Source organism: Acidiphilium multivorum AIU301, assembly GCF_000202835.1.
Taxonomy (GTDB): domain Bacteria; phylum Pseudomonadota; class Alphaproteobacteria; order Acetobacterales; family Acetobacteraceae; genus Acidiphilium; species Acidiphilium multivorum.
In genome coordinates, this window is the sequence record NC_015186.1 from 186,079 (window position 1) to 203,199 (window position 17,121).

The 17,121-nt window shown below is 69.5% G+C and carries 14 protein-coding genes; 8 read left to right on the forward strand and 6 right to left on the reverse strand.

What is annotated here, in order from left to right; all coding sequences use genetic code 11:
* Together ACMV_RS00765 and ACMV_RS00770 are read right to left on the reverse strand one after the other, a co-directional pair.
* Complete coding sequence (locus ACMV_RS00765; protein ID WP_231844454.1) at window positions 1-1,407, reverse strand: efflux transporter outer membrane subunit; 1,407 nt, start codon at window positions 1,405-1,407, stop codon at window positions 1-3.
* A 130-nt stretch (window positions 1,408-1,537) separates the two neighbouring features.
* Complete coding sequence (locus ACMV_RS00770) at window positions 1,538-2,092, reverse strand: histidine phosphatase family protein (RefSeq protein ID WP_007424623.1); 555 nt, start codon at window positions 2,090-2,092, stop codon at window positions 1,538-1,540.
* Window positions 2,093-2,218: 126 nt separating this feature from the next.
* Here ACMV_RS00770 and ACMV_RS00775 point away from each other — a divergent pair, with 126 nt between their 5' ends.
* The 8 genes from ACMV_RS00775 to ACMV_RS00810 all read left to right on the forward strand — a co-directional run bounded on the left by ACMV_RS00775 (window position 2,219) and on the right by ACMV_RS00810 (window position 11,212).
* Window positions 2,219-2,884: a Tim44/TimA family putative adaptor protein gene (locus ACMV_RS00775; RefSeq protein ID WP_011941307.1), complete on the forward strand. Its 666-nt coding sequence runs from the start codon at window positions 2,219-2,221 to the stop codon at window positions 2,882-2,884.
* A gap of 3 nt (window positions 2,885-2,887) precedes the next feature.
* Window positions 2,888-4,090, forward strand: a complete 1,203-nt coding sequence (mltA, locus tag ACMV_RS00780; RefSeq protein ID WP_013639217.1) for a murein transglycosylase A — start codon at window positions 2,888-2,890, stop codon at window positions 4,088-4,090.
* A complete protein-coding gene (locus ACMV_RS00785; RefSeq protein ID WP_007422439.1) occupies window positions 4,087-4,878 on the forward strand; it encodes a (Fe-S)-binding protein in 792 nt (263 codons plus the stop codon). Before mltA ends, ACMV_RS00785 begins: the two co-directional genes overlap by 4 nt.
* Window positions 4,875-6,767 carry a potassium transporter Kup gene (locus tag ACMV_RS00790; RefSeq protein ID WP_007422440.1) on the forward strand — a complete coding sequence of 631 codons (1,893 nt, stop codon included), beginning with the start codon at window positions 4,875-4,877 and terminating at the stop codon, window positions 6,765-6,767. The genes ACMV_RS00785 and ACMV_RS00790 overlap by 4 nt, the downstream gene beginning before the upstream one ends.
* Window positions 6,768-6,772: 5 nt before the next feature.
* A complete protein-coding gene (locus ACMV_RS00795) occupies window positions 6,773-7,270 on the forward strand; it encodes a hypothetical protein (protein WP_007422441.1) in 498 nt (165 codons plus the stop codon).
* Window positions 7,252-7,596, forward strand: coding sequence for a hypothetical protein (locus ACMV_RS00800; protein ID WP_013639218.1), 345 nt, complete (start codon window positions 7,252-7,254; stop codon window positions 7,594-7,596). The genes ACMV_RS00795 and ACMV_RS00800 overlap by 19 nt, the downstream gene beginning before the upstream one ends.
* A gap of 121 nt (window positions 7,597-7,717) precedes the next feature.
* Window positions 7,718-10,276: a bifunctional acetate--CoA ligase family protein/GNAT family N-acetyltransferase gene (locus ACMV_RS00805; protein WP_013639219.1), complete on the forward strand. Its 2,559-nt coding sequence runs from the start codon at window positions 7,718-7,720 to the stop codon at window positions 10,274-10,276.
* Between the two features lie 45 nt (window positions 10,277-10,321).
* Window positions 10,322-11,212, forward strand: a complete 891-nt coding sequence (locus tag ACMV_RS00810) for a DMT family transporter (RefSeq protein WP_231844455.1) — start codon at window positions 10,322-10,324, stop codon at window positions 11,210-11,212.
* Window positions 11,213-11,279: 67 nt separating this feature from the next.
* Here ACMV_RS00810 and ACMV_RS00815 read toward each other — a convergent pair whose 3' ends face one another.
* From ACMV_RS00815 to ACMV_RS00830, 4 genes are all read right to left on the reverse strand, one after another.
* Complete coding sequence (locus ACMV_RS00815; RefSeq protein ID WP_013639221.1) at window positions 11,280-12,155, reverse strand: 3-hydroxybutyryl-CoA dehydrogenase; 876 nt, start codon at window positions 12,153-12,155, stop codon at window positions 11,280-11,282.
* Window positions 12,156-12,238: 83 nt separating this feature from the next.
* A complete protein-coding gene (locus ACMV_RS00820) occupies window positions 12,239-13,174 on the reverse strand; it encodes an FAD-binding protein (protein ID WP_013639222.1) in 936 nt (311 codons plus the stop codon).
* Window positions 13,175-13,176: 2 nt separating this feature from the next.
* On the reverse strand, window positions 13,177-13,926 hold the full coding sequence (locus ACMV_RS00825) for an electron transfer flavoprotein subunit beta/FixA family protein (RefSeq protein WP_007422669.1): 750 nt from the start codon (window positions 13,924-13,926) through the stop codon (window positions 13,177-13,179).
* Between the two features lie 104 nt (window positions 13,927-14,030).
* The gene (locus tag ACMV_RS00830) at window positions 14,031-17,105 is read right to left on the reverse strand and encodes a YhdP family protein (protein WP_013639223.1); all 3,075 of its coding nucleotides are present in this window, start codon (window positions 17,103-17,105) and stop codon (window positions 14,031-14,033) included.
* Window positions 17,106-17,121 lie beyond the last annotated feature (16 nt).

Genomic DNA, 17,121 nt, shown 5'->3' on the forward strand with positions numbered 1-17,121 from the left:
TCAGTGATCCTTGCCGGCGCCGGCCGTCCAGCCACCGCCCATCGCCTTGTAGAGATTGACCGCGGCATCGAGCCGGGTGAGCCGCGTCGTCACCAGCGTCGTCTCGTCCGACAGCAGGGTCTGCTCGGCGTTCAGCACCGTGCCGATATCGACCACGCCGGCCCTGAGCTGCGCCCTGGCGCCATCCAGCGCGGCTCGGGCGCGTGCGACCGCAACCTGCTGCAGCGCTTCCTGGTCGGTGGCGTAGCGCAGCGCGGTCATCGCGGTCTCGACATCGGTGAAAGCCTGCACCACCGCCTGCTCGTATTTTGCGACATCTTCCCGATAGGTCGCGCGGCTCACCCGCAGCTGCCCGGTCAGTGTACCGCCCTCGAAGATCGGCTGGGCGATCGAGGTTGCCGCCGAGATCAGTGTCGAGCCTGGCGCAAAGAGAAGGTTCAGCGCCTTGCTCTGCCAGCCGCCCGAGCCGGTCAGCGTGATCGACGGGAAGAACGCCGCGATCGCGCCACGCACATTGGCGTTGGCGGCGATCAGGTTGGCCTTCGCCTCCGCGATGTCGGGCCGGCGCTCCAGCAGTCCGGCCGGCAGTCCCGGCGCCAGCGCCGGCACCGTCAGCGCGCCGAGCGAGCCGCCCCGCACGCGCAGGAATTCCGGCGCCCGCCCCGTCAGGATGCCGAGGCCGATCGCCTCCTGGCGCATCTGCGAGACCAGGTTGGGAATGTTCGCCCGCTCAGACGCAACCAGCGCAGCCTGCTGCGCCACCGTCGGTGCATCGACGATCCCGGCCCGCAGTTCCGCCCGCAACTGTGCGAGCAGCCCCTCCGCCGCCTTCAGATTGCGTTGCGCAATTCCCAGCTGGTCCTGGTACGCCAGTACCTGGAAATAGACGGTGGCGACCGAGGCTTCGGCGGTCAGTGCCACCGTCGCCGCGTTGAATTCCGCCGCCGCCGCGTTCGCCTGCGCCGCGCGCAGCGCGTCATAGTTCTTGCCCCAGAAATCGAGCTGGTAGGAGGCCTGGAACGTCGCGGTGAAGCTGCGCGTATCCACCGCCTGCAGCCCGTTGCCGGCATTCGCCTGGATCTGCTGGAATGACCCGCTGCCGCTGCCCGTGATCGCTGGCAGCAGTGGCGCGCCGGCGATCTGTGCCTGCGCGTTGGCCGCCTCGAGCTGGTCGATCGCCTCGATCACCGAGAAATTGTGTGCCTTCGCCGCTTCCACCAGCCGGTCGAGCTCCGGCGAGCCGAAATGGCGCCACCATCCGGGCTTCGGCCAGGCCGGCTTTGCGTCCGCGGTGGCCGAAAACCGCGCCGGCACATTGGTCTGCGGCATGTTGAACGCGGGACCGACGGCGCAGCCTGCAAGTCCCGGCGTCAGCAGCGCGGCGGCGGCGAGGCGGAGGCGCCTCATGCGGTGATTGGTCGTCGTGTCACGCGCCTCTGGCCTTTCCGCGCCCGTCTTCTCGTCCCGATACGACTTCAGGCCTGACGTATTTTTTGATGTCTGACGCACGATTCAAGACCTCCTGCGCCGGCCGCGGTCAGGGACGCCAGCGCAAGGCGGACGGCGGCGGCGAGGTCGGATCATAGTTGATCCATGAACCGTTGGTCAGTGACTGTCCGGTGAGTGCCAGGATGAAGGCCCAATGGCTGACCACCAGCGTCTCCCGCCAATCCGGCCGCGCCGCCATCGCCGCGCGGAACCGATTCGCGCGTTCGATCACCGCCTCCTCCGTCTCGGTTTCGTCAGGCCACCAGCGAGTCGGCAGGTGCGCGAAATCGTGATCCGGGAACCTCTCGGCAAGGCGATCCGGTGGGCTGCCGATATCGCAGGTGAAGTGGAACCGCTCGCGGATCTCCGCCGAGATTTCGACATCGAGGGGCCGCCGCGCCAGCACCGGCGCTGCCGTCTGCAGCGTACGGGTATAGGGCGAGACGATCAGCCGCCGCAGCGAGTGCCCTTCAAGCGCCGAAGCCGCGGCCTCCGCCTGCGCGTGCCCGTGTTCGGTCAGTCCGGGATCCTCGATTCCAGGGTCACGCCGCGTCGCGGTGAAGTGGAGGTTGAACTCGCTCTGGCCGTGGCGAAGCAGGATCATGCCTTCAGCGATACCCTGCGTCGGGGGCTTCGGCAAACCGCGCGTCGGGCATGCCGCGGTTGCGGGCGCGCCGCGCTCGGCCTATCACGAGGGCGGGCTTGCCCCGAGAACAGGTGTCTTAGCGTCATGCATACCGGATTTCCCGTCGATATCGTCCTTCTCGCGCTCGTCGCGGGCTTCCTGGTGCTGCGCTTGCGCAGCGTGCTGGGCCGTCGCACCGGCTACGAGCGGCCGCCCATGCCCGAGCCGACTGCGGCCGGCGGCATGCAGCGTCCCGGCGGCCCGGTGATCGAGGGGGTTGCCGAGCCGCCGCGGTCCACCCGCCCGGTGCCCGCGCCTCACACCGTCGTCGGGCAGACGCTCGCGCGCATCGCCCAGGCCGAGCGCGGCTTCGATCCGGCCCGGTTTCTCGACGGCGCCGAGGCCAGCTTCCGCCGCATCGTGCTTGCCTTCGCCGCAGGCGACCTCGCGGCCCTGCGGCCGCTGCTCACGCCTGGCGTGTTCGCGACCTTCGAGCAGGCGGTGGCCCAGCGCGCCGAGGCCGGCGAAACCCAGCACACCGAGATCGTCCGCATTGTCGAGGCGACGATCGACGAGGCCGAACTCCTCGGCGGCGAGGCCGTGATCGTCGTCCGCTTCGTCTCCGACCAGCAGAACTACACGCGTGATCGCCAGGGGCAGGTTATCGCTGGCACCGAGGCGATGACCGAGATCGTCGACCTCTGGAGTTTCGAGAAATCCCTCGGCGCGGCCGACCCGACCTGGCGGCTGGCGGCGGCGCGCAGCGGCTGATCCATGCACCGATCCACCTTGCGCGGCCTTGCCGCGCCGTTCACCGCCATCACCCTGCTCGCCGGCTGTGCCTTGCCGCCCGCCGGCGCGCCCAAGGCCGATCATGCCGGCCTCACCCCTGTGCCCTTCGCCACGCTCCCCGGCTGGAGCGTTGAGGCTGCCGTCGCCGGCCTGCCGAGTTTCCAGAGGTCATGCAAGGTGATCGCGGTCATGCCGGTCGACCAGACGCTGGGTGGCGTCGGCGTGGCTGGCGCGCTCGGCGGCAAGGCCGGCCAGTGGCGCGCTGCCTGTGCTGCCGCCGAAGCCGTCCCGCCGGATGACGCGGCCGCGGCCCAGCATTTCTTCGAGGCATGGATGGTGCCCTATGCAGCGTCCGGCGCCACGCGGATCACCGGCTATTACGAGCCGGTCTATCCCGGCTCGGAAATCCGCGAGCGCGGCTACGATGTCCCGATCTACGGTCGTCCGCGCAATCTCGTGAACGCCAACCTGTCCGCCTTCCGCGACTCCTCCGGCAAGCGCCGTATCGTCGGCCGCCTGCGCTACGGCACAATGGTGCCCTATTACACCCGCGCCCAGATCGAGGCCGGCGAGATCAACCGCGAGGCCAAGGTAGTTGCCTGGGTGAAGAATCCGGTCGACGCCTACATGATCCAGCTCCAAGGCGCCGCGCGCCTGCGTCTGCCGGACGGCACGCTCATCGATCTCGGCTTCGACGGCACCAACGGCCGCACCTACACGCCGATCGGCAAGCTGATGGTCGAGAAGGGCTATTTGAAGCCCGACCAGGTCTCGATCACCTCGATCCGCGCGTGGCTGCTCGCCCATCCCGTCGAGGCGCGCGGCCTGATGGATGCGAACAAGAACTACGTGTTCTTCAAGCGCATCCGCGGCGTGCCCGACGATCTCGGCACACCCGGCGCGCTTGACGTGCCGCTGGCGCCGGAAGGCTCGATCGCGGTGGACGAGAAGGCGATTCCGCTCGGCGCGCCCGTCTATGTCGCGACGAAGTCGCTCGCCCGGCTGACCACCGCGCAGGACATCGATGTCGGTGCCCACGGCACCTCCGCCGCGCAGATCTTCTTCGGAATCGGCAACGAGGCCGCGGCGCAGGCGAGTGCCCAGGACGGCACAGGCCGGATCTTCATCTTCCTGCCCCGCCAGCCCGCCGCCGCGCCGACATCCGCCAAGGGAGCGTCCTCATGAGTGAATCCGCCGCGGCCGCACCGCGCGTCGCCCTGTTCGTCACCTGCCTCGCCGATCTCTACCGGCCGAGCGTCGGCTTCGCCGCCATCCGTCTGCTTGAGGCCGCCGGCTGCACGGTCGAGGTGCCGCGGGCGCAGACCTGCTGCGGCCAGCCCGCCTACAATTCCGGCGATCATGAAACCGCCCGCGCCCTGGCCGAGGGCCTGCTCACCGCCCTCGCGGGCTACGATTACGTCGTCGCCCCCTCGGGCTCGTGCGCCGGCATGCTTCGCAAGCACATGCCCGGCCTGTTCGAGGCCGACCCCGACCTGCGCTTCAAGGCCGACGTCATCGCCGCGAAAACCTTCGAACTCACCAGCTTCCTGGTCGACGTGATGGGTTTTGCCGGGCTCGATGTCGCCCTGCCGCAGCGAGCCACCTATCACGATTCCTGCGCCGGGCTGCGCGAACTCGGCGTCAAGGACCAGCCCCGCGTGCTGCTCTCCCGCGTCGAGGGGCTGGAAATCGTGGAAATGGACACGCCCGAGGTCTGTTGCGGCTTCGGCGGCACGTTCTGTGTCAAGCATCCCGACATTTCCGCCCGCATGGTCTCCGACAAGACCGCCGACATCGCCGCGACCGGCGCCGAGCTGCTGCTCGCCGGCGATCTCGGCTGCCTGCTGAACATGGCCGGCCGCCTGACCCGCGAGGGCAAGCCGGTTGCCGTGCGCCACGTCGCCGAGGTGCTCGCCGGCATGACCGGCGAGGTAGCGCCGATCGGCCGCGGCCGGGACGGGAGCGCCGCTTGAGCGAAAGCGCGACCCCGCACGGCTCTCCCGGCGAGAAGCTCCGTCTCGCTGGCCTGATCGGCGTGCTCGGTGTCGTCTACGGCGATATCGGCACCTCGCCGCTCTACGCGGTGCAGGCCTCGCTGTCATATTTCCCTGGCAATAAACTCCAGGAATCCGACGTCCTTGGTCTGCTCTCGCTCATCTTCTGGGCGCTGATCATAACCGTCACCATCAAATACGTCCTCCTGATCATGCGCGCCGACAACGAGGGCGAGGGCGGCACGCTCTCGCTGATGGCGCTCGCCCAGCGCGTCACCCAGTCCGACCGGACGAAATGGATCATCGGCATCATCGGCATCTGCGGTGCCGGCCTCTTCTTCGGCGATGCGACAATCACCCCCGCCATCTCCGTGCTCTCCGCCGTCGAGGGCATGGAGGTGGTCTCCCCGGGGCTCAAGGAATTCGTGCTCCCGATCGCCATCGCGGTCATTCTTGTGCTGTTTTTCGTCCAGCGGTTCGGCACGGCGCGGGTGGGCGGTGCGTTCGGCCCGATCATGGTGATCTGGTTCGTGGTGATCGGCGCGCTTGGTCTTCACCAGATCTTCATTCACCCGAATGTCTTGCGCGCGCTGGTTCCTGTCTACGGCGCCGCGTTCATCATGCGGCACGATCTTCTCGCCTTCATCGCGCTCGGCTCGGTCGTGCTGGCGGTCACCGGCGCCGAGGCGCTTTACGCGGATATGGGGCATTTCGGCGCGAAGCCGATACGCGTCTCCTGGCTGTTCTTCGTCCTTCCATGCCTGCTGCTCAACTATTTCGGCCAGGGCGCCCTCGTGATCCGCGATCCGCACGCCGCGAGCAACCCGTTCTTCTTCCTGCTGCCGCATGCTCTGGTGGTGCCGATGGTCATATTGGCGACCATCGCGACAGTGATCGCCAGTCAAGCCGTGATCTCCGGCGCCTATTCGGTTGCCCGGCAGAGCACCCAGCTCGGCCTGCTGCCGCGCATGCCGATCCGCTACACCAACGAGACCGAGCAGGGGCAGATCTATGTCCCGCCGGTCAACAGCTTCCTGTTCGTCGTCGTCGTGCTGCTGGTCCTCGGTTTCGGCTCGTCTTCCGCCCTCGCCTCGGCCTACGGCATCGCCGTCACCGGCACCTTCCTGTCGACGAACGCGCTGGCTGCCTTCGTCTATTGCCGGCATTTCAACTGGCCGCTTCGCCGCACCGTGCTGGTCTTCGGCGCCATCGGGCTGGTTGATTTCGCCTTCTTCAGCTCCAACGTGCTGAAAGTGTTCGATGGCGGCTGGGTACCGCTTGCCATCGGCTTCAGCCTCATCACCGTCATGACCACCTGGCGCCGCGGCCGCGCCCTGCTTCACCAGCGCTGGCAGCAGGATAGTCTGCCGCTCGCCTCGTTCCTCGGCCGGCTGCCGCAATCGCGCATCGTCCGTGTTCCCGGCGTCGCCGTCTTCATGACCGGAAACCCCGAATATACGCCGTCCTCGCTGCTGCATAACCTCAAGCACAACAAGGTACTGCACGAAACTGTGGTCTTCGTCACCGTGCGCAATCCCGGCGTCCCCTTCGTGGGCGATGCGCGGCGCGCCAAGGTCGAGGAACTCTCCGAGGGCGTCTATCGCGTGCTGCTTTCCTTCGGTTTCATGGAAAGCCCCAACATCCCCCGAGCGCTCGACCTGCTGCGAGAGCAGGGGCTGCCCTTCAACCCGATGCAGATCAGCTATTTCCTCGGCCGCGAGACCATTGTCGCCGCGACCGTGCCCAAGCTCGGCTTCATCCGCAGGGCGATCTTCCTGTTCATGCTGCGCAACGCGATATCGGCCACCGAATTCTTCAAGATCCCGTCCGACCGCGTCGTGGAACTCGGCGTGCGGATCGCCATCTGAAGGGCATGGCCGTCGCCATTCCCCGCGCCGTCGCTGCCGACGGCACCGAACTGCATCTCGTGCCGATCCCGCCGGCACGCCTGCCACGCGTGCAGAAGCGAGATCTTGAACAGGCTTGGGAAGCCGCGCACCGCGCCGCCCGCGCCGGCGCCGAGGGGCCGCGCCGCGGCTTCCGCTTCGCCGGCGGCCCCGATGTCGTGCTGCGCGACCGCGATGCCAGGGTCTGGGCCTCCTCGGTCGACCATATCGCCGATCTCTCGACGGCGCATGGCGTCTCCGTCTGCCTCCGCCTGCTCGGCCTCGTCGCCCTGCTCGCCGGTGGCGGCTGGACCGCCCGTTTCGTGCGGTTCGACCGTGGAGCCGCAGAGCTCGACGGTGCGCTGCTCGGCGCCGCGGCCCGCACTGGCTTGACCGATACGGGCGCTCTCGACGAGAACGCCCTGCGCGCACAGCTGCTCCCGCGCGAATCCGAGGAAAACCCGCCATGCCGCGCCCCATCCTGACCCTGGCCCTGCTGATCCTGCCGCTCGCCGCCTGCACCTTCGGCGCGCCGCCGCCCGCCTCGCCCGCCGAGCAGGCCGACATCGCGGCCTGCACCCAGCAGGCCAATGCCTATGAGCGCGCGCGCGACTATGCCTATCTCTCGCGCACCGACCAGTTCGCCACCCCGTTCCAGGGCACGCCCGACCAGGGCTCCCGGTTCGACCGCCTTGCAGAGATCCACGCTCGGCGGGACATGATCTCGCGCTGCGTGCGCAATGCGAATCCGGCCTATGTCGGCAGCGGCGCCTCCCTGCCCGAACCCACGATTGTCGGCCCCGCCCGGTAGCGCCGGGCCGGGCCGCACCTCGTCCGATCGGATGACGCGGTATCGTCACCCCAGGGCGGTTCCGGTTGGCGCCAAACCGATCTAGTCTGCCGCGCGCCGCCGAAGATCAGGAGGAGCCGCGATGAAGCCGCTTGGCTATTCCATCGTCAATCGCTTCGACCCCGAGGCCCTGTTTGCCCCGAAGACCATCATGCTCTCGGGCGGCGACACGGCAGTCGGCCGATCGCTGCGCGCCTCGCTGGACGCCGCCGGCTTTCCGGGCGACGTCAGGGAACCGGGGGAGGGCGCGCAAACTGTCGATCTTGCGCTGATCGCCGATCCGCCCGAGGCGGTGCCCGGCGTCATCGCCGGCCTCGCCGGCCGCCTCCGCGGGGCGGCAGTGGTCTACGCCGCGGTCGACGGATTGCGGGAGGCAGCGCTGGCCGCCCGAGTGCGGGTCGTCGGCCCGCGTTCCTTCGGCATCGCCGCACCCGGGGCGCGGCTGAACGCCTTGCGCAGCCACATACCGCCGCCGCCCGGTCGGGTCGCGCTGCTCGGCCAGTCCCCCGCGCTAGCCCGCGCGGTGATCGACTGGGCGGCGCCCAACGGCATCGGCTTCTCCCATGTCGTCGGCATCGGCGGCAATGCGGATATCGGCTTCGGCCGGGTGCTCGACCATCTCTCGCGCGACCCCGGCACCGGCCCGATCCTGATGGAAATCGCCGGCCTGCGTGATCCGCGCCTGTTCCTCTCGGCCGCCCGCGCGGCGGCGCGCCTGCGTCCCATCGTCGCCATCGTTCCCGGCGCCCGGCTTGGCGATCCAAGCGGCATCGCGCTCGCCGGGTTCGAGGCCGCGCTGCGCCGTGCTGGCGTGATGCTGACCACCAGCCTCGGCGAATTTCTTGCAGCCGCCGAAACGCTCACCCGCGCCCGTCCGGCCCGCAGCGACAGTCTTGCGATCATCGGCAACAGTGTTGGCGCCTGTCGCCTCGCCGCCGACACCGCGCTCGCCGCCGGCATCGGCCTTGCAGCGCTGTCCGACGAAACCCGCCGTGTGCTCGGCCTGCTGCTCGGCGCTTCACCCGAGCCAGCCGGGCCGATCGCGCTACAGGACGCACCCGGCACCCGCCTTGCCGACGTCGCCGCCATGCTGGCCGCTTCCCCCGAGGTGGGTGGCGTGCTGGTCATCCATGCCCCCTCCGGCCCGGCGGACGATGCCGCGATCGCCGGGCTGATTGCCTGTTCCGGCAGCATCAAGGCGCCGCTGCTCGCCGCCGTGCTCGGCGAGACCACCGCCGCCCCGCAGCGCCGCCGGCTGGCCGAGGCCGGGGTCGCCGCCTTCGCCACGCCGGAACGTGCCGTCGAAGGGTTCGGCGACCTGCTCCGCCACCGCGCCATCCGCGCCGCCGCCCGCGAACTGCCGCCCTCCGCGGTGCTCGATGTCGCCCCCGACCGGGCCGCCGTCCATGCCGCCCTTTCTCTCGCCCGCAATGGTGGCCGCACCGCCCTGCCGCAGGATGCCGGCTTCGCCATTCTGCGGGCCTATGGCATCGAAACCGCCGCAACACGCATCGTCGACACGCCGGAACATGTGGCGGCGGCGGCCTCGTCGCTCGGCTTTCCGGTGGTGGTGAAGGTCTCCCACCCCGATCTCGCGCGGCGCCGCCCCGAAGGCAGCGTCTCGCTTGACCTACCGGACGCCGCTTCCGCTAGCGCGGCCGCCACGCTGATCACCGCCCGCCTGCGCCGCAGGGGCGAATTTCCCGAGGGGGCGCGCTTCCTCGTCCAGCGCCAGCTTCCTCGCGCCCGAGAGCTGCGCATCCTGGTCGGCGAGCAGCCCTTCGTCGGCCCCACCATCGGCTTCGGCCCCGGTGGTGGCGACGCCGCCGATACCTCACGCCTCGCCTTCGATCTCCCGCCCCTCAACCTGAAACTGGCCGAGGGACTGATCCTCCGCGCCGGCGGCAACGCGCTGCTGCGCCCCGCCCGCGGCCTGGACGAGGCGGATCGCGCCGCGGTCGCCGGCACCCTGGTCCGCATCAGCCAGCTCGTCGTCGACTGGCCGGAAATCGAGCGCCTGGAAATCGACCCGCTCTTCGCCACCGGCGCCGGCGTCATCGCCGCCAATGTGCGGATCACGCTGCACGCGCCCGGCGAGCGTCGCCAGCCGCTGCCGATCACGCCCTATCCCGCCCATCTCGCCCACACGATGACGCTGAAAGGCAGGGGCTTCCAGATCCGCCCGATCCGCCCGGAAGACGCCGCCGCCCATCAGCGCCTGTTCTCCCGCCTCGCGCCGGAGGATGTCCGCTTCCGGTTCTTCTCTGCCGTGCGCCAGCTTACGCCCGAGCAGGTGGTCCGCCTCACCGAGGTCGATTACGGCCGCGAACTCGCCCTGATCGCAGTCGAAACCGCCACCGGCGAGACAGTCGGCGTCGCCCGCCTGGTCCGCTCCGATACCGACGGCACCGAGGGCGAGTTCGCCGTCCTCGTCGAGGGTGCGGCGAAGGGCGTCGGCCTCGGCTCGGCGCTGATGCGCGACCTGATCGACTGGGCGCGCGACGAGGGTGTTGTCGACATCATCGGTCAGGTTCTGGCCGACAACCACCCGATGCTCGCCTTCATCCGTCATCTCGGCTTCGCGATCGCCCATGTTCCCGGCGAGGAGGATGTCGTGGAAGCAAGGCTGCGTCTCACCTGATCGCGCGGGCTTGCCGCCGGTCCGCTTATCGCGTTGATGGAGGCCATGAGCGACATCGCCCGTCCGTCATCGCCGGTCTCCGGCTTCCTGTCACGTCCGAACGCCCCGGTCCTCGTCCTGCTTTCGGTGACCGTGATCTGGGGCTGGACGTTCCTGCTCACCCGCCTGTCGCTGCCCTTCATCGGGCCGTATGCCTTTGTCGGCTGGCGCTTCGGCGTTGCCGCACTCGCCGTCGTGCTTGTCACCCGCCCGCATCCGGCGAGCTTCAACCGGATGGAGATCACCGGCGGCATCACCATCGGTCTTGTTCTCTTCCTCGGCTACGGTCTGCAGGCGGACGGGCTGCGCACCGTGGCGAGCGGCGAATCCGCCTTCCTTACCGCGCTCTACGTGCCGATGGTCCCGCTGCTCGAATTCCTGATCTTCCGCCGCCGTCCCGGCCTGTTCGCGACAGCTGGCCTCGTGCTCGCCTTCGTCGGCCTCGTCCTGGTCTCCGGCATGACCGGCCTGTCGCTCGCCTTCGACCGCGGCCAGTGGCTCACCCTCGGCGGCGCGCTGGGGGCGGCGCTCGAAATCGTGCTGATCGGCCATAGCGCGCTCGCCGCCGATCCGCGCCGTATCGCCATCGTCCAACTGGCCACCGTCAGCGTGATCTCCTTCGCCGTCGAGGCGGTGCGCGGCGGCATCATGATCACCACCCGTGCCTTTCCCTTCGCGGCGATGACCGGCATGGGCCTCGCCACCGCCTTCGTCCTGGTCGCGCAGAACTGGGCGCAGCGCAGCATCCCGGCCAACCGGGCGACGCTGATCTACACGCTGGAGCCGGTCTGGGCCGGGCTTGTGGGTGCTGCCTTTGGCGAGATATTTGCCCCTGCCCAGGTGCTCGGCGGCGTGCTGATCATCGCCAGCGTGGTGCTCAGCCAGTGGAAATCCTGAAGCCGCGCCCCGTAAGCGCAAAAACCCGGCACCGCGCGGCGCCGGGTCTTCCCTTGAAAGTCAAGCCTCAGCGCGTCGGCGTCGGCGGGTTGGTGGAATAGTCGTAGAAGCCGCGCCCGGTCTTGCGGCCAAGCCAGCCGGCCTCGACATAGTTCACCAGCAGCGGGCAGGGGCGATACTTGTCCTCGCCGAGCCCGGCATGCAGCACGCGCATCACTTCCAGCGCGACATCGAGCCCGACCAGATCGCACAGCGTCAGCGGCCCCATCGGATGCCCGGCACCGAGCTTCATGCCGTTGTCGATCGAGACCACGTCGCCGATCCCCTCGTGCAGCGCGAAGATCGCCTCGTTGAGCATCGGCACCAGGATGCGGTTGACGATGAAGCCCGGCATGTCCTGTGCTGCGATGGTGATCTTGCCCATCCGCTTTGCCAGGTCTTCGACCGCGGCAACCGTCGCATCCGTCGTCTCCAGCCCGCTTATCACCTCGACGAGCTTCATCATCGGCACCGGGTTGAAGAAATGCATGCCGACGAACCGCTCCGCGATCCCCGACGCCCGGCCGAGCTTCGTGATCGAAATCGACGAGGTGTTCGAGGCGAGGATCGCGTGCGGCGCGAGATGCGGGATCACCTGGGCATAGACCGCGCGCTTGATCTCCTCGCGCTCCGGCACCGCCTCGATCACCATGTCGCATTTCGCAAAAGCGTCATGCGTGGTCATGGGCGAGACGCGGGCGAGGGCGGCTGCCTCGGCCGCCGCGTCGATCGTGCCCTTCTGCACCTGGCGCTCGAGGTTCTTCCGCATGGTCGCCATGCTCTTCTCCAGCACCGCCTGCGCGGTGTCGACGAGCACGACATCGAGCCCGGACAGGGCGGCGACATGCGCGATGCCGTTGCCCATCGCGCCCGCGCCGAGCACGCCGAGAGTCCTGATCTCCATCTACTTTTCCTTCCGCCTGAAACACAGGCCGGGCTAGCCTTTATGGCCGCCCGGCGCCTTGATGTCGCTCAAGCCCGCAGGGCTCAGCCGAGCTCCTTCTGCAACTCCGGCAGCACTGTGAACAGGTCGCCCACCAGGCCGTAATCGGCCACCTGGAAGATCGGCGCGTCCTCGTCCTTGTTGATCGCGACGATGACCTTGGAATCCTTCATGCCCGCGAGATGCTGGATCGCGCCGGAAATGCCGACCGCCATGTAGAGGTCGGGGGCGACGATCTTGCCGGTCTGCCCCACCTGGTAGTCGTTCGGCACGAACCCGGCATCGACCGCCGCACGCGAGGCGCCGACCGCGGCCCCCAGCCGGTCGGCGATCGGGTCGAGCAGCTTGCCGAAATTCTCGCCGTTCTGCATGCCGCGCCCGCCGGAAACCACGATCCGCGCCGCCGTCAGCTCCGGCCGCTCGCTCTTCGAAAGCTCGGCGCCGACGAAGCTCGAACCACCGGCGTCGACCCCGACCTCGATCGTCTCGATCGCCGCCGCTCCGCCTTCGGCCGGTGCGGGATCGAAGCTCGCCGCGCGCACGGTGATGAGCTTCTTCGTGTCGGCGGATTTCACCGTTGCCATCGCGTTGCCGGCATAGATCGGGCGGACGAAGGTGTCGGCATCCACCACCCCGGCGATGTCGCTGATCGGCTGCACGTCGAGCAGGGCTGCGGCGCGGGGCATCACGTTCTTGCCGGTCGCGGTGGAGGTGGCGAGGACATGCGTGTAATTGCCGGCGAGTTTCACGATCAGGTCGGCCAGCGGCTCGGCCAGCGCGTGCGCCAGCGCCTTGCTGTCCGCGACCAGCACCTTGTCCACCCCGGCGATCGCAGCGGCTTCCTGCGCTGCGCCCCCCACGTTTTCGCCAGCGACCAGCGCATGCACCGTGCCGAGCTTCGCCGCCGCCGCAACCGCGCTGCGCGCCGGCTGCTTCACATGCGCGCCGTCGTGCTCGATGAGAACCAGAACCTCTGCCATGATCAGATCACCTTCGCTTCGTTGCGCAGTTTCTCGACGAGTTCGGCCACCGAGCCGACCTTGACCCCTGCCTTGCGCTGCGGCGGCTCGGCCACCTTCAGCGTGGTCAGCCGTGGCGCCGGGTCGACGCCGAGATCTTCCGGCTTCACCGTCTCGATCGGCTTCTTGCGCGCTTTCATGATGTTCGGCAGCGAGGCGTAGCGCGGCTCGTTCAGCCGCAGATCCGCCGTAACCACCGCCGGCAGCTTCAGCGCGACCGTTTCCAGCCCGCCATCCACCTCACGCGTCACCGTCACCGTGCCGTCGGCGATCGCGACCTTGCTGGCGAAGGTGCCCTGCGGCCAGCCGAGCAGAGCGGCGAGCATCTGGCCGGTGGCGTTCATGTCGTCGTCGATCGCCTGCTTGCCCATGATCACGAGGTCGGCCTGCTCGCGCGTCACCAGCGCCTTGAGCATCTTCGCCACCGCCAGCGGCTGCAGCTCGGCCTCGGTCTCGACCAGGATGCCCCGGTCGGCCCCCATCGCCAGCGCCGTGCGGATCGTCTCCTGGCAGGCGCTCACCCCCATCGACACCGCGACGATCTCGGTTGCCACGCCCTTTTCCTTGAGCCGCACCGCCTCCTCAACCGCGATTTCGTCGAACGGGTTCATCGACATCTTCACGCCGGCAAGCTCGACCCCGCTGCCATCCGATTTCACCCGGACCTTCACATTGTAATCAACCACACGCTTTACAGGCACCAGCAGCTTCATGGTCACTCCACAGGTTTGGCGTTTCGCGTCGCTGTCGTTTGCTGGATGATCTATGGGGCGTCGTTCGGCAAGTCAATCTTTGCGGACGCTTCCTGACGTTTGCGTCATGGTTTCGCCGGTGCTTCCGGCGGCCCGATGCCGAACAGGTCGCGGATGAATCCCGGCGCCAGTGCAGAAACCGGATTGACCACGACCCTTGGTGCGCCAAATGGCCCGACCACGGTATAGCGCGCGGCGAACAGCCCGCCGCCTTTCTCCGGGCTGAACAGCCGGCCGATCAGCGGAATCCGGCCGGGCAGGGTGTTCAGCGCATAGGCGGGAACGATCGTCCCGGACAGGTCGTAGCGCTTCCGCGCAAGGTCGATCTGCCCCGTGGTGGTGAAGCCGAGCGAGGGCGACCATGCCCGCGCCCCGCCGAGCGTCACCACCTCGCCGGACATGGTGAACGGCGCCACCAGCCGGGTGAAGGCGAGTCCCGGCCCGGAGGTCGCCGCCGGCATGCCGTAGATGGTCAGCGCCTGCAGCACCTTTGCCATCACCGGCACCTCGGTCAGGCGGAAATCGTCGATGCCGAGGCGCCCTTTCGTAAGACCCCCCTGCCGTGTTGCATCGAGCGTGAGCGTGCCGCCGTTCACACCTCCGGTAGCACCCGTCGCCGCCAGCAGCGCCCCCGCGTCCGGCGCGTCGAGGCGGATCCGCGTCACCCCGCCGGCGCGGCGATAGGTCAGCCGCCCGGTTTGCCGCGGCCCCTGGACCAGTGTCGCCTCGAGCCCGGTGAGGCGGTCGCCATCCCCGGTCGCGGCGAGTTGCGTCGCGCCGAGTAACGGCGCTGGCGCGGCGTGCAGCCGCAACTGGGCGAACGTTCCATTCAACGCCCAGACCGGGCCGGATGCCGGGCGCGGCGCGGCCGCCGCCGTGCCGGCTTGCGCACGGGCTTGCGCGATCAGCGCGGAAAGATCCAGCGTTCCGCCGGAGAGCGAAATCCGCCAGGGCGCGCCGAGCCGGGCCGGCGGCGCCACCGAGCCGCGCGCCCGCAACTGGCCGAGCCGTGCCATGGCAACGGCGAAGCGCCCCGCCCGCCGCACGCCGTCGAACAGCAGCCCCGGCGCCTCCACATGCGCCGCTTCCAGCCCGCCGAACGGGCCGCCACCGCTCAACCCGATCCGCAACGTCGCCCGGCCGGGTTGCCCCGCCGCCTTGTGCCAGCCGAACGCGGGAGCGGCCAACGTCGCGCCGGTCAGGTCGGCGCCGATTTCCAACACACCGCCGCCCGCCTGGTCGCGATAGGTCACCGTCAGCGGCGCCGCCCCCGACCGCCAGGCGGCGACCGGCAGGCCCATCCGCGCCAAAGCCAGACGTGTGGCGTTGGCCTTGGCCTCGAGCGTGAGCGGCCCGCCAGGCAGCGTCATCGCCGCCGTGAAGCGCGTCGCGGTCGCCGCAACGCGCCCGTTGCCATGCAGGGCGAGATGGTGTGGATCGACCTCCAGCGCCGCGCTGCCGTCTTCGAGCGCCAGTCCCGCGAACGGCAGCGGCAGATGTACGGCGGTCAGAGCCGCATCGGCCCTGATCGCGATATCCGCGAGCGCCAGCCGGCGCTTCAGCGGCACGCTCGCATGGATCGTCGCCGCCATTTGTCCCGTTGCCCGGTCGAGCTTCAGGGCGGTCGTCTTCAGCCGTAGCGGCGGCTTGCGCAGCAGGCCCAGCGCGTCGGCCAGCCCGCCTGTGGCATGGGCGTCGATGGTTGCCGTCTGGTCGTGCCGGCTGAGCGTGGTGATCCGCATGTTCCCACGCAGTGCGAGACCGTCGAGCCGCCCCGCGGTCGCATCGATGTCGAGCGAATCATCGGCTGCGAAATGCAGTTTACCGGCAAGGGCCGTCATCGCCGGCGCACCTGGAAACCAGTCGAGCGTCACGCCGCTGGCCGCGAACTCGCCCGTCACCGCCCCCGGCGCCAGTTTTCCGGTCGCGAGGTCGAAGACAGCATGGAACCGCCCGTCCCGCGCCACTCCCGCCTTGATGTGCCGGGTGACATAGTGCCGCGCGTCGCGCAGCAGGCCCTGCGGCCAGTAGCGCGTCAGGTCGGTCGCCGAAACCTGATCGACCGTCGCATCGATCGCGGCGGGCAGGGCGCCGCGCAGCGCGATCCGCCCCCGCAGCCGCACCGCCGGTCCCGCTGTCCCGTTCGGTCCAGCAAGATCGATGCGCGCATCCGACAGCAATACCTCATTCCGCGTCGCCACCGCGTGGGCCTGCAGGCCGGCGATCGGTACCTGCCCGGTACCCGCCGCAATGCCGCCGGCGGCTGCGCTGACGCCGAGATCGAGCTCCGGTGTCGTGAACCGGCCCACCGGCCACGATGCCGCCAGCATCACCGGCAGGTCGACCGCGGTGAACGGGCTGCCGGGTTTCATCAGCCGCCCCGGATCGAACGGGCCGAGCAATGCGGTCACCCGTCCCGCGCCGGCATTCCCCGCGATCGTCAGGCCGAGCGGGATCACCTCGCCGCCATTGTGGAAATCGGCGCTTGCAGCCCCCCCCATCCGCCCGCCCGGATGGCGGGTAAAGACCAGCGCGCCATCGGTCGCCACCAGCTCCGGTAGCGCGCCGACGGGCTCGATTGCCACATGCGCGTCGGCAATGCGGATCGCCCGGAGCGCCGAAAGATCGAGCAAGCCGGTGCGCGGCGATTGAGAAATCAGCGCGAGCAGTTCGCCCACCGCCTCGGGCGGCGCGGCCAGCCCGCCGGGCGCCTGTAGCGCGGGGCGCAGCACGATGGCGGGATCATGCGCGATGATCCGGATCGGCGTGATCGCGCCCTTGATCAGTGCCGCGAGCGACAGCGTCACCCGCAGCGTCGAGATCCGCGCCGCGACGACCCCCGAGCGGTTGCGGATAGCGATGTCGGCGAGACGCAGGTCGATCGGCGCGCCGCCGCGCCGGAACCCTTCCCAGGCCAGCCCGGCCCGCCCAACCGTGACCGTCAGCCCCGGCTCGGCGGCACTTACCGCCGCCCCGATCCGCGCGGCGAGTGGCGGCAGGTCCACCGGCCCCTGGCCGAGCCGCCAGGCCGCGCCCCCCAGCAGCAGCAGCGCGACCAGCACAAGCGTGCCCGCCAGCCGCGCGCCGTGGTGCCCGACATGCCCGGCGACCCGCCCGGCTTGACGCAGCCGCCGCCTCATCGAACACTTCCGGCGG

Coding starts and splice junctions, on each gene's coding strand:
- ACMV_RS00765 (WP_231844454.1), bottom strand. CDS start 1,407: ATGAGGCGCCTCCGCCTCGCCGCCGCCGCGCTGCTGACGCCGGGACTT.
- ACMV_RS00770 (WP_007424623.1), bottom strand. CDS start 2,092: ATGATCCTGCTTCGCCACGGCCAGAGCGAGTTCAACCTCCACTTCACC.
- ACMV_RS00775 (WP_011941307.1), top strand. CDS start 2,219: ATGCATACCGGATTTCCCGTCGATATCGTCCTTCTCGCGCTCGTCGCG.
- mltA (WP_013639217.1), top strand. CDS start 2,888: ATGCACCGATCCACCTTGCGCGGCCTTGCCGCGCCGTTCACCGCCATC.
- ACMV_RS00785 (WP_007422439.1), top strand. CDS start 4,087: ATGAGTGAATCCGCCGCGGCCGCACCGCGCGTCGCCCTGTTCGTCACC.
- ACMV_RS00795 (WP_007422441.1), top strand. CDS start 6,773: ATGGCCGTCGCCATTCCCCGCGCCGTCGCTGCCGACGGCACCGAACTG.
- ACMV_RS00800 (WP_013639218.1), top strand. CDS start 7,252: ATGCCGCGCCCCATCCTGACCCTGGCCCTGCTGATCCTGCCGCTCGCC.
- ACMV_RS00805 (WP_013639219.1), top strand. CDS start 7,718: ATGAAGCCGCTTGGCTATTCCATCGTCAATCGCTTCGACCCCGAGGCC.
- ACMV_RS00810 (WP_231844455.1), top strand. CDS start 10,322: ATGAGCGACATCGCCCGTCCGTCATCGCCGGTCTCCGGCTTCCTGTCA.
- ACMV_RS00815 (WP_013639221.1), bottom strand. CDS start 12,155: ATGGAGATCAGGACTCTCGGCGTGCTCGGCGCGGGCGCGATGGGCAAC.
- ACMV_RS00820 (WP_013639222.1), bottom strand. CDS start 13,174: ATGGCAGAGGTTCTGGTTCTCATCGAGCACGACGGCGCGCATGTGAAG.
- ACMV_RS00825 (WP_007422669.1), bottom strand. CDS start 13,926: ATGAAGCTGCTGGTGCCTGTAAAGCGTGTGGTTGATTACAATGTGAAG.
- ACMV_RS00830 (WP_013639223.1), bottom strand. CDS start 17,105: ATGAGGCGGCGGCTGCGTCAAGCCGGGCGGGTCGCCGGGCATGTCGGG.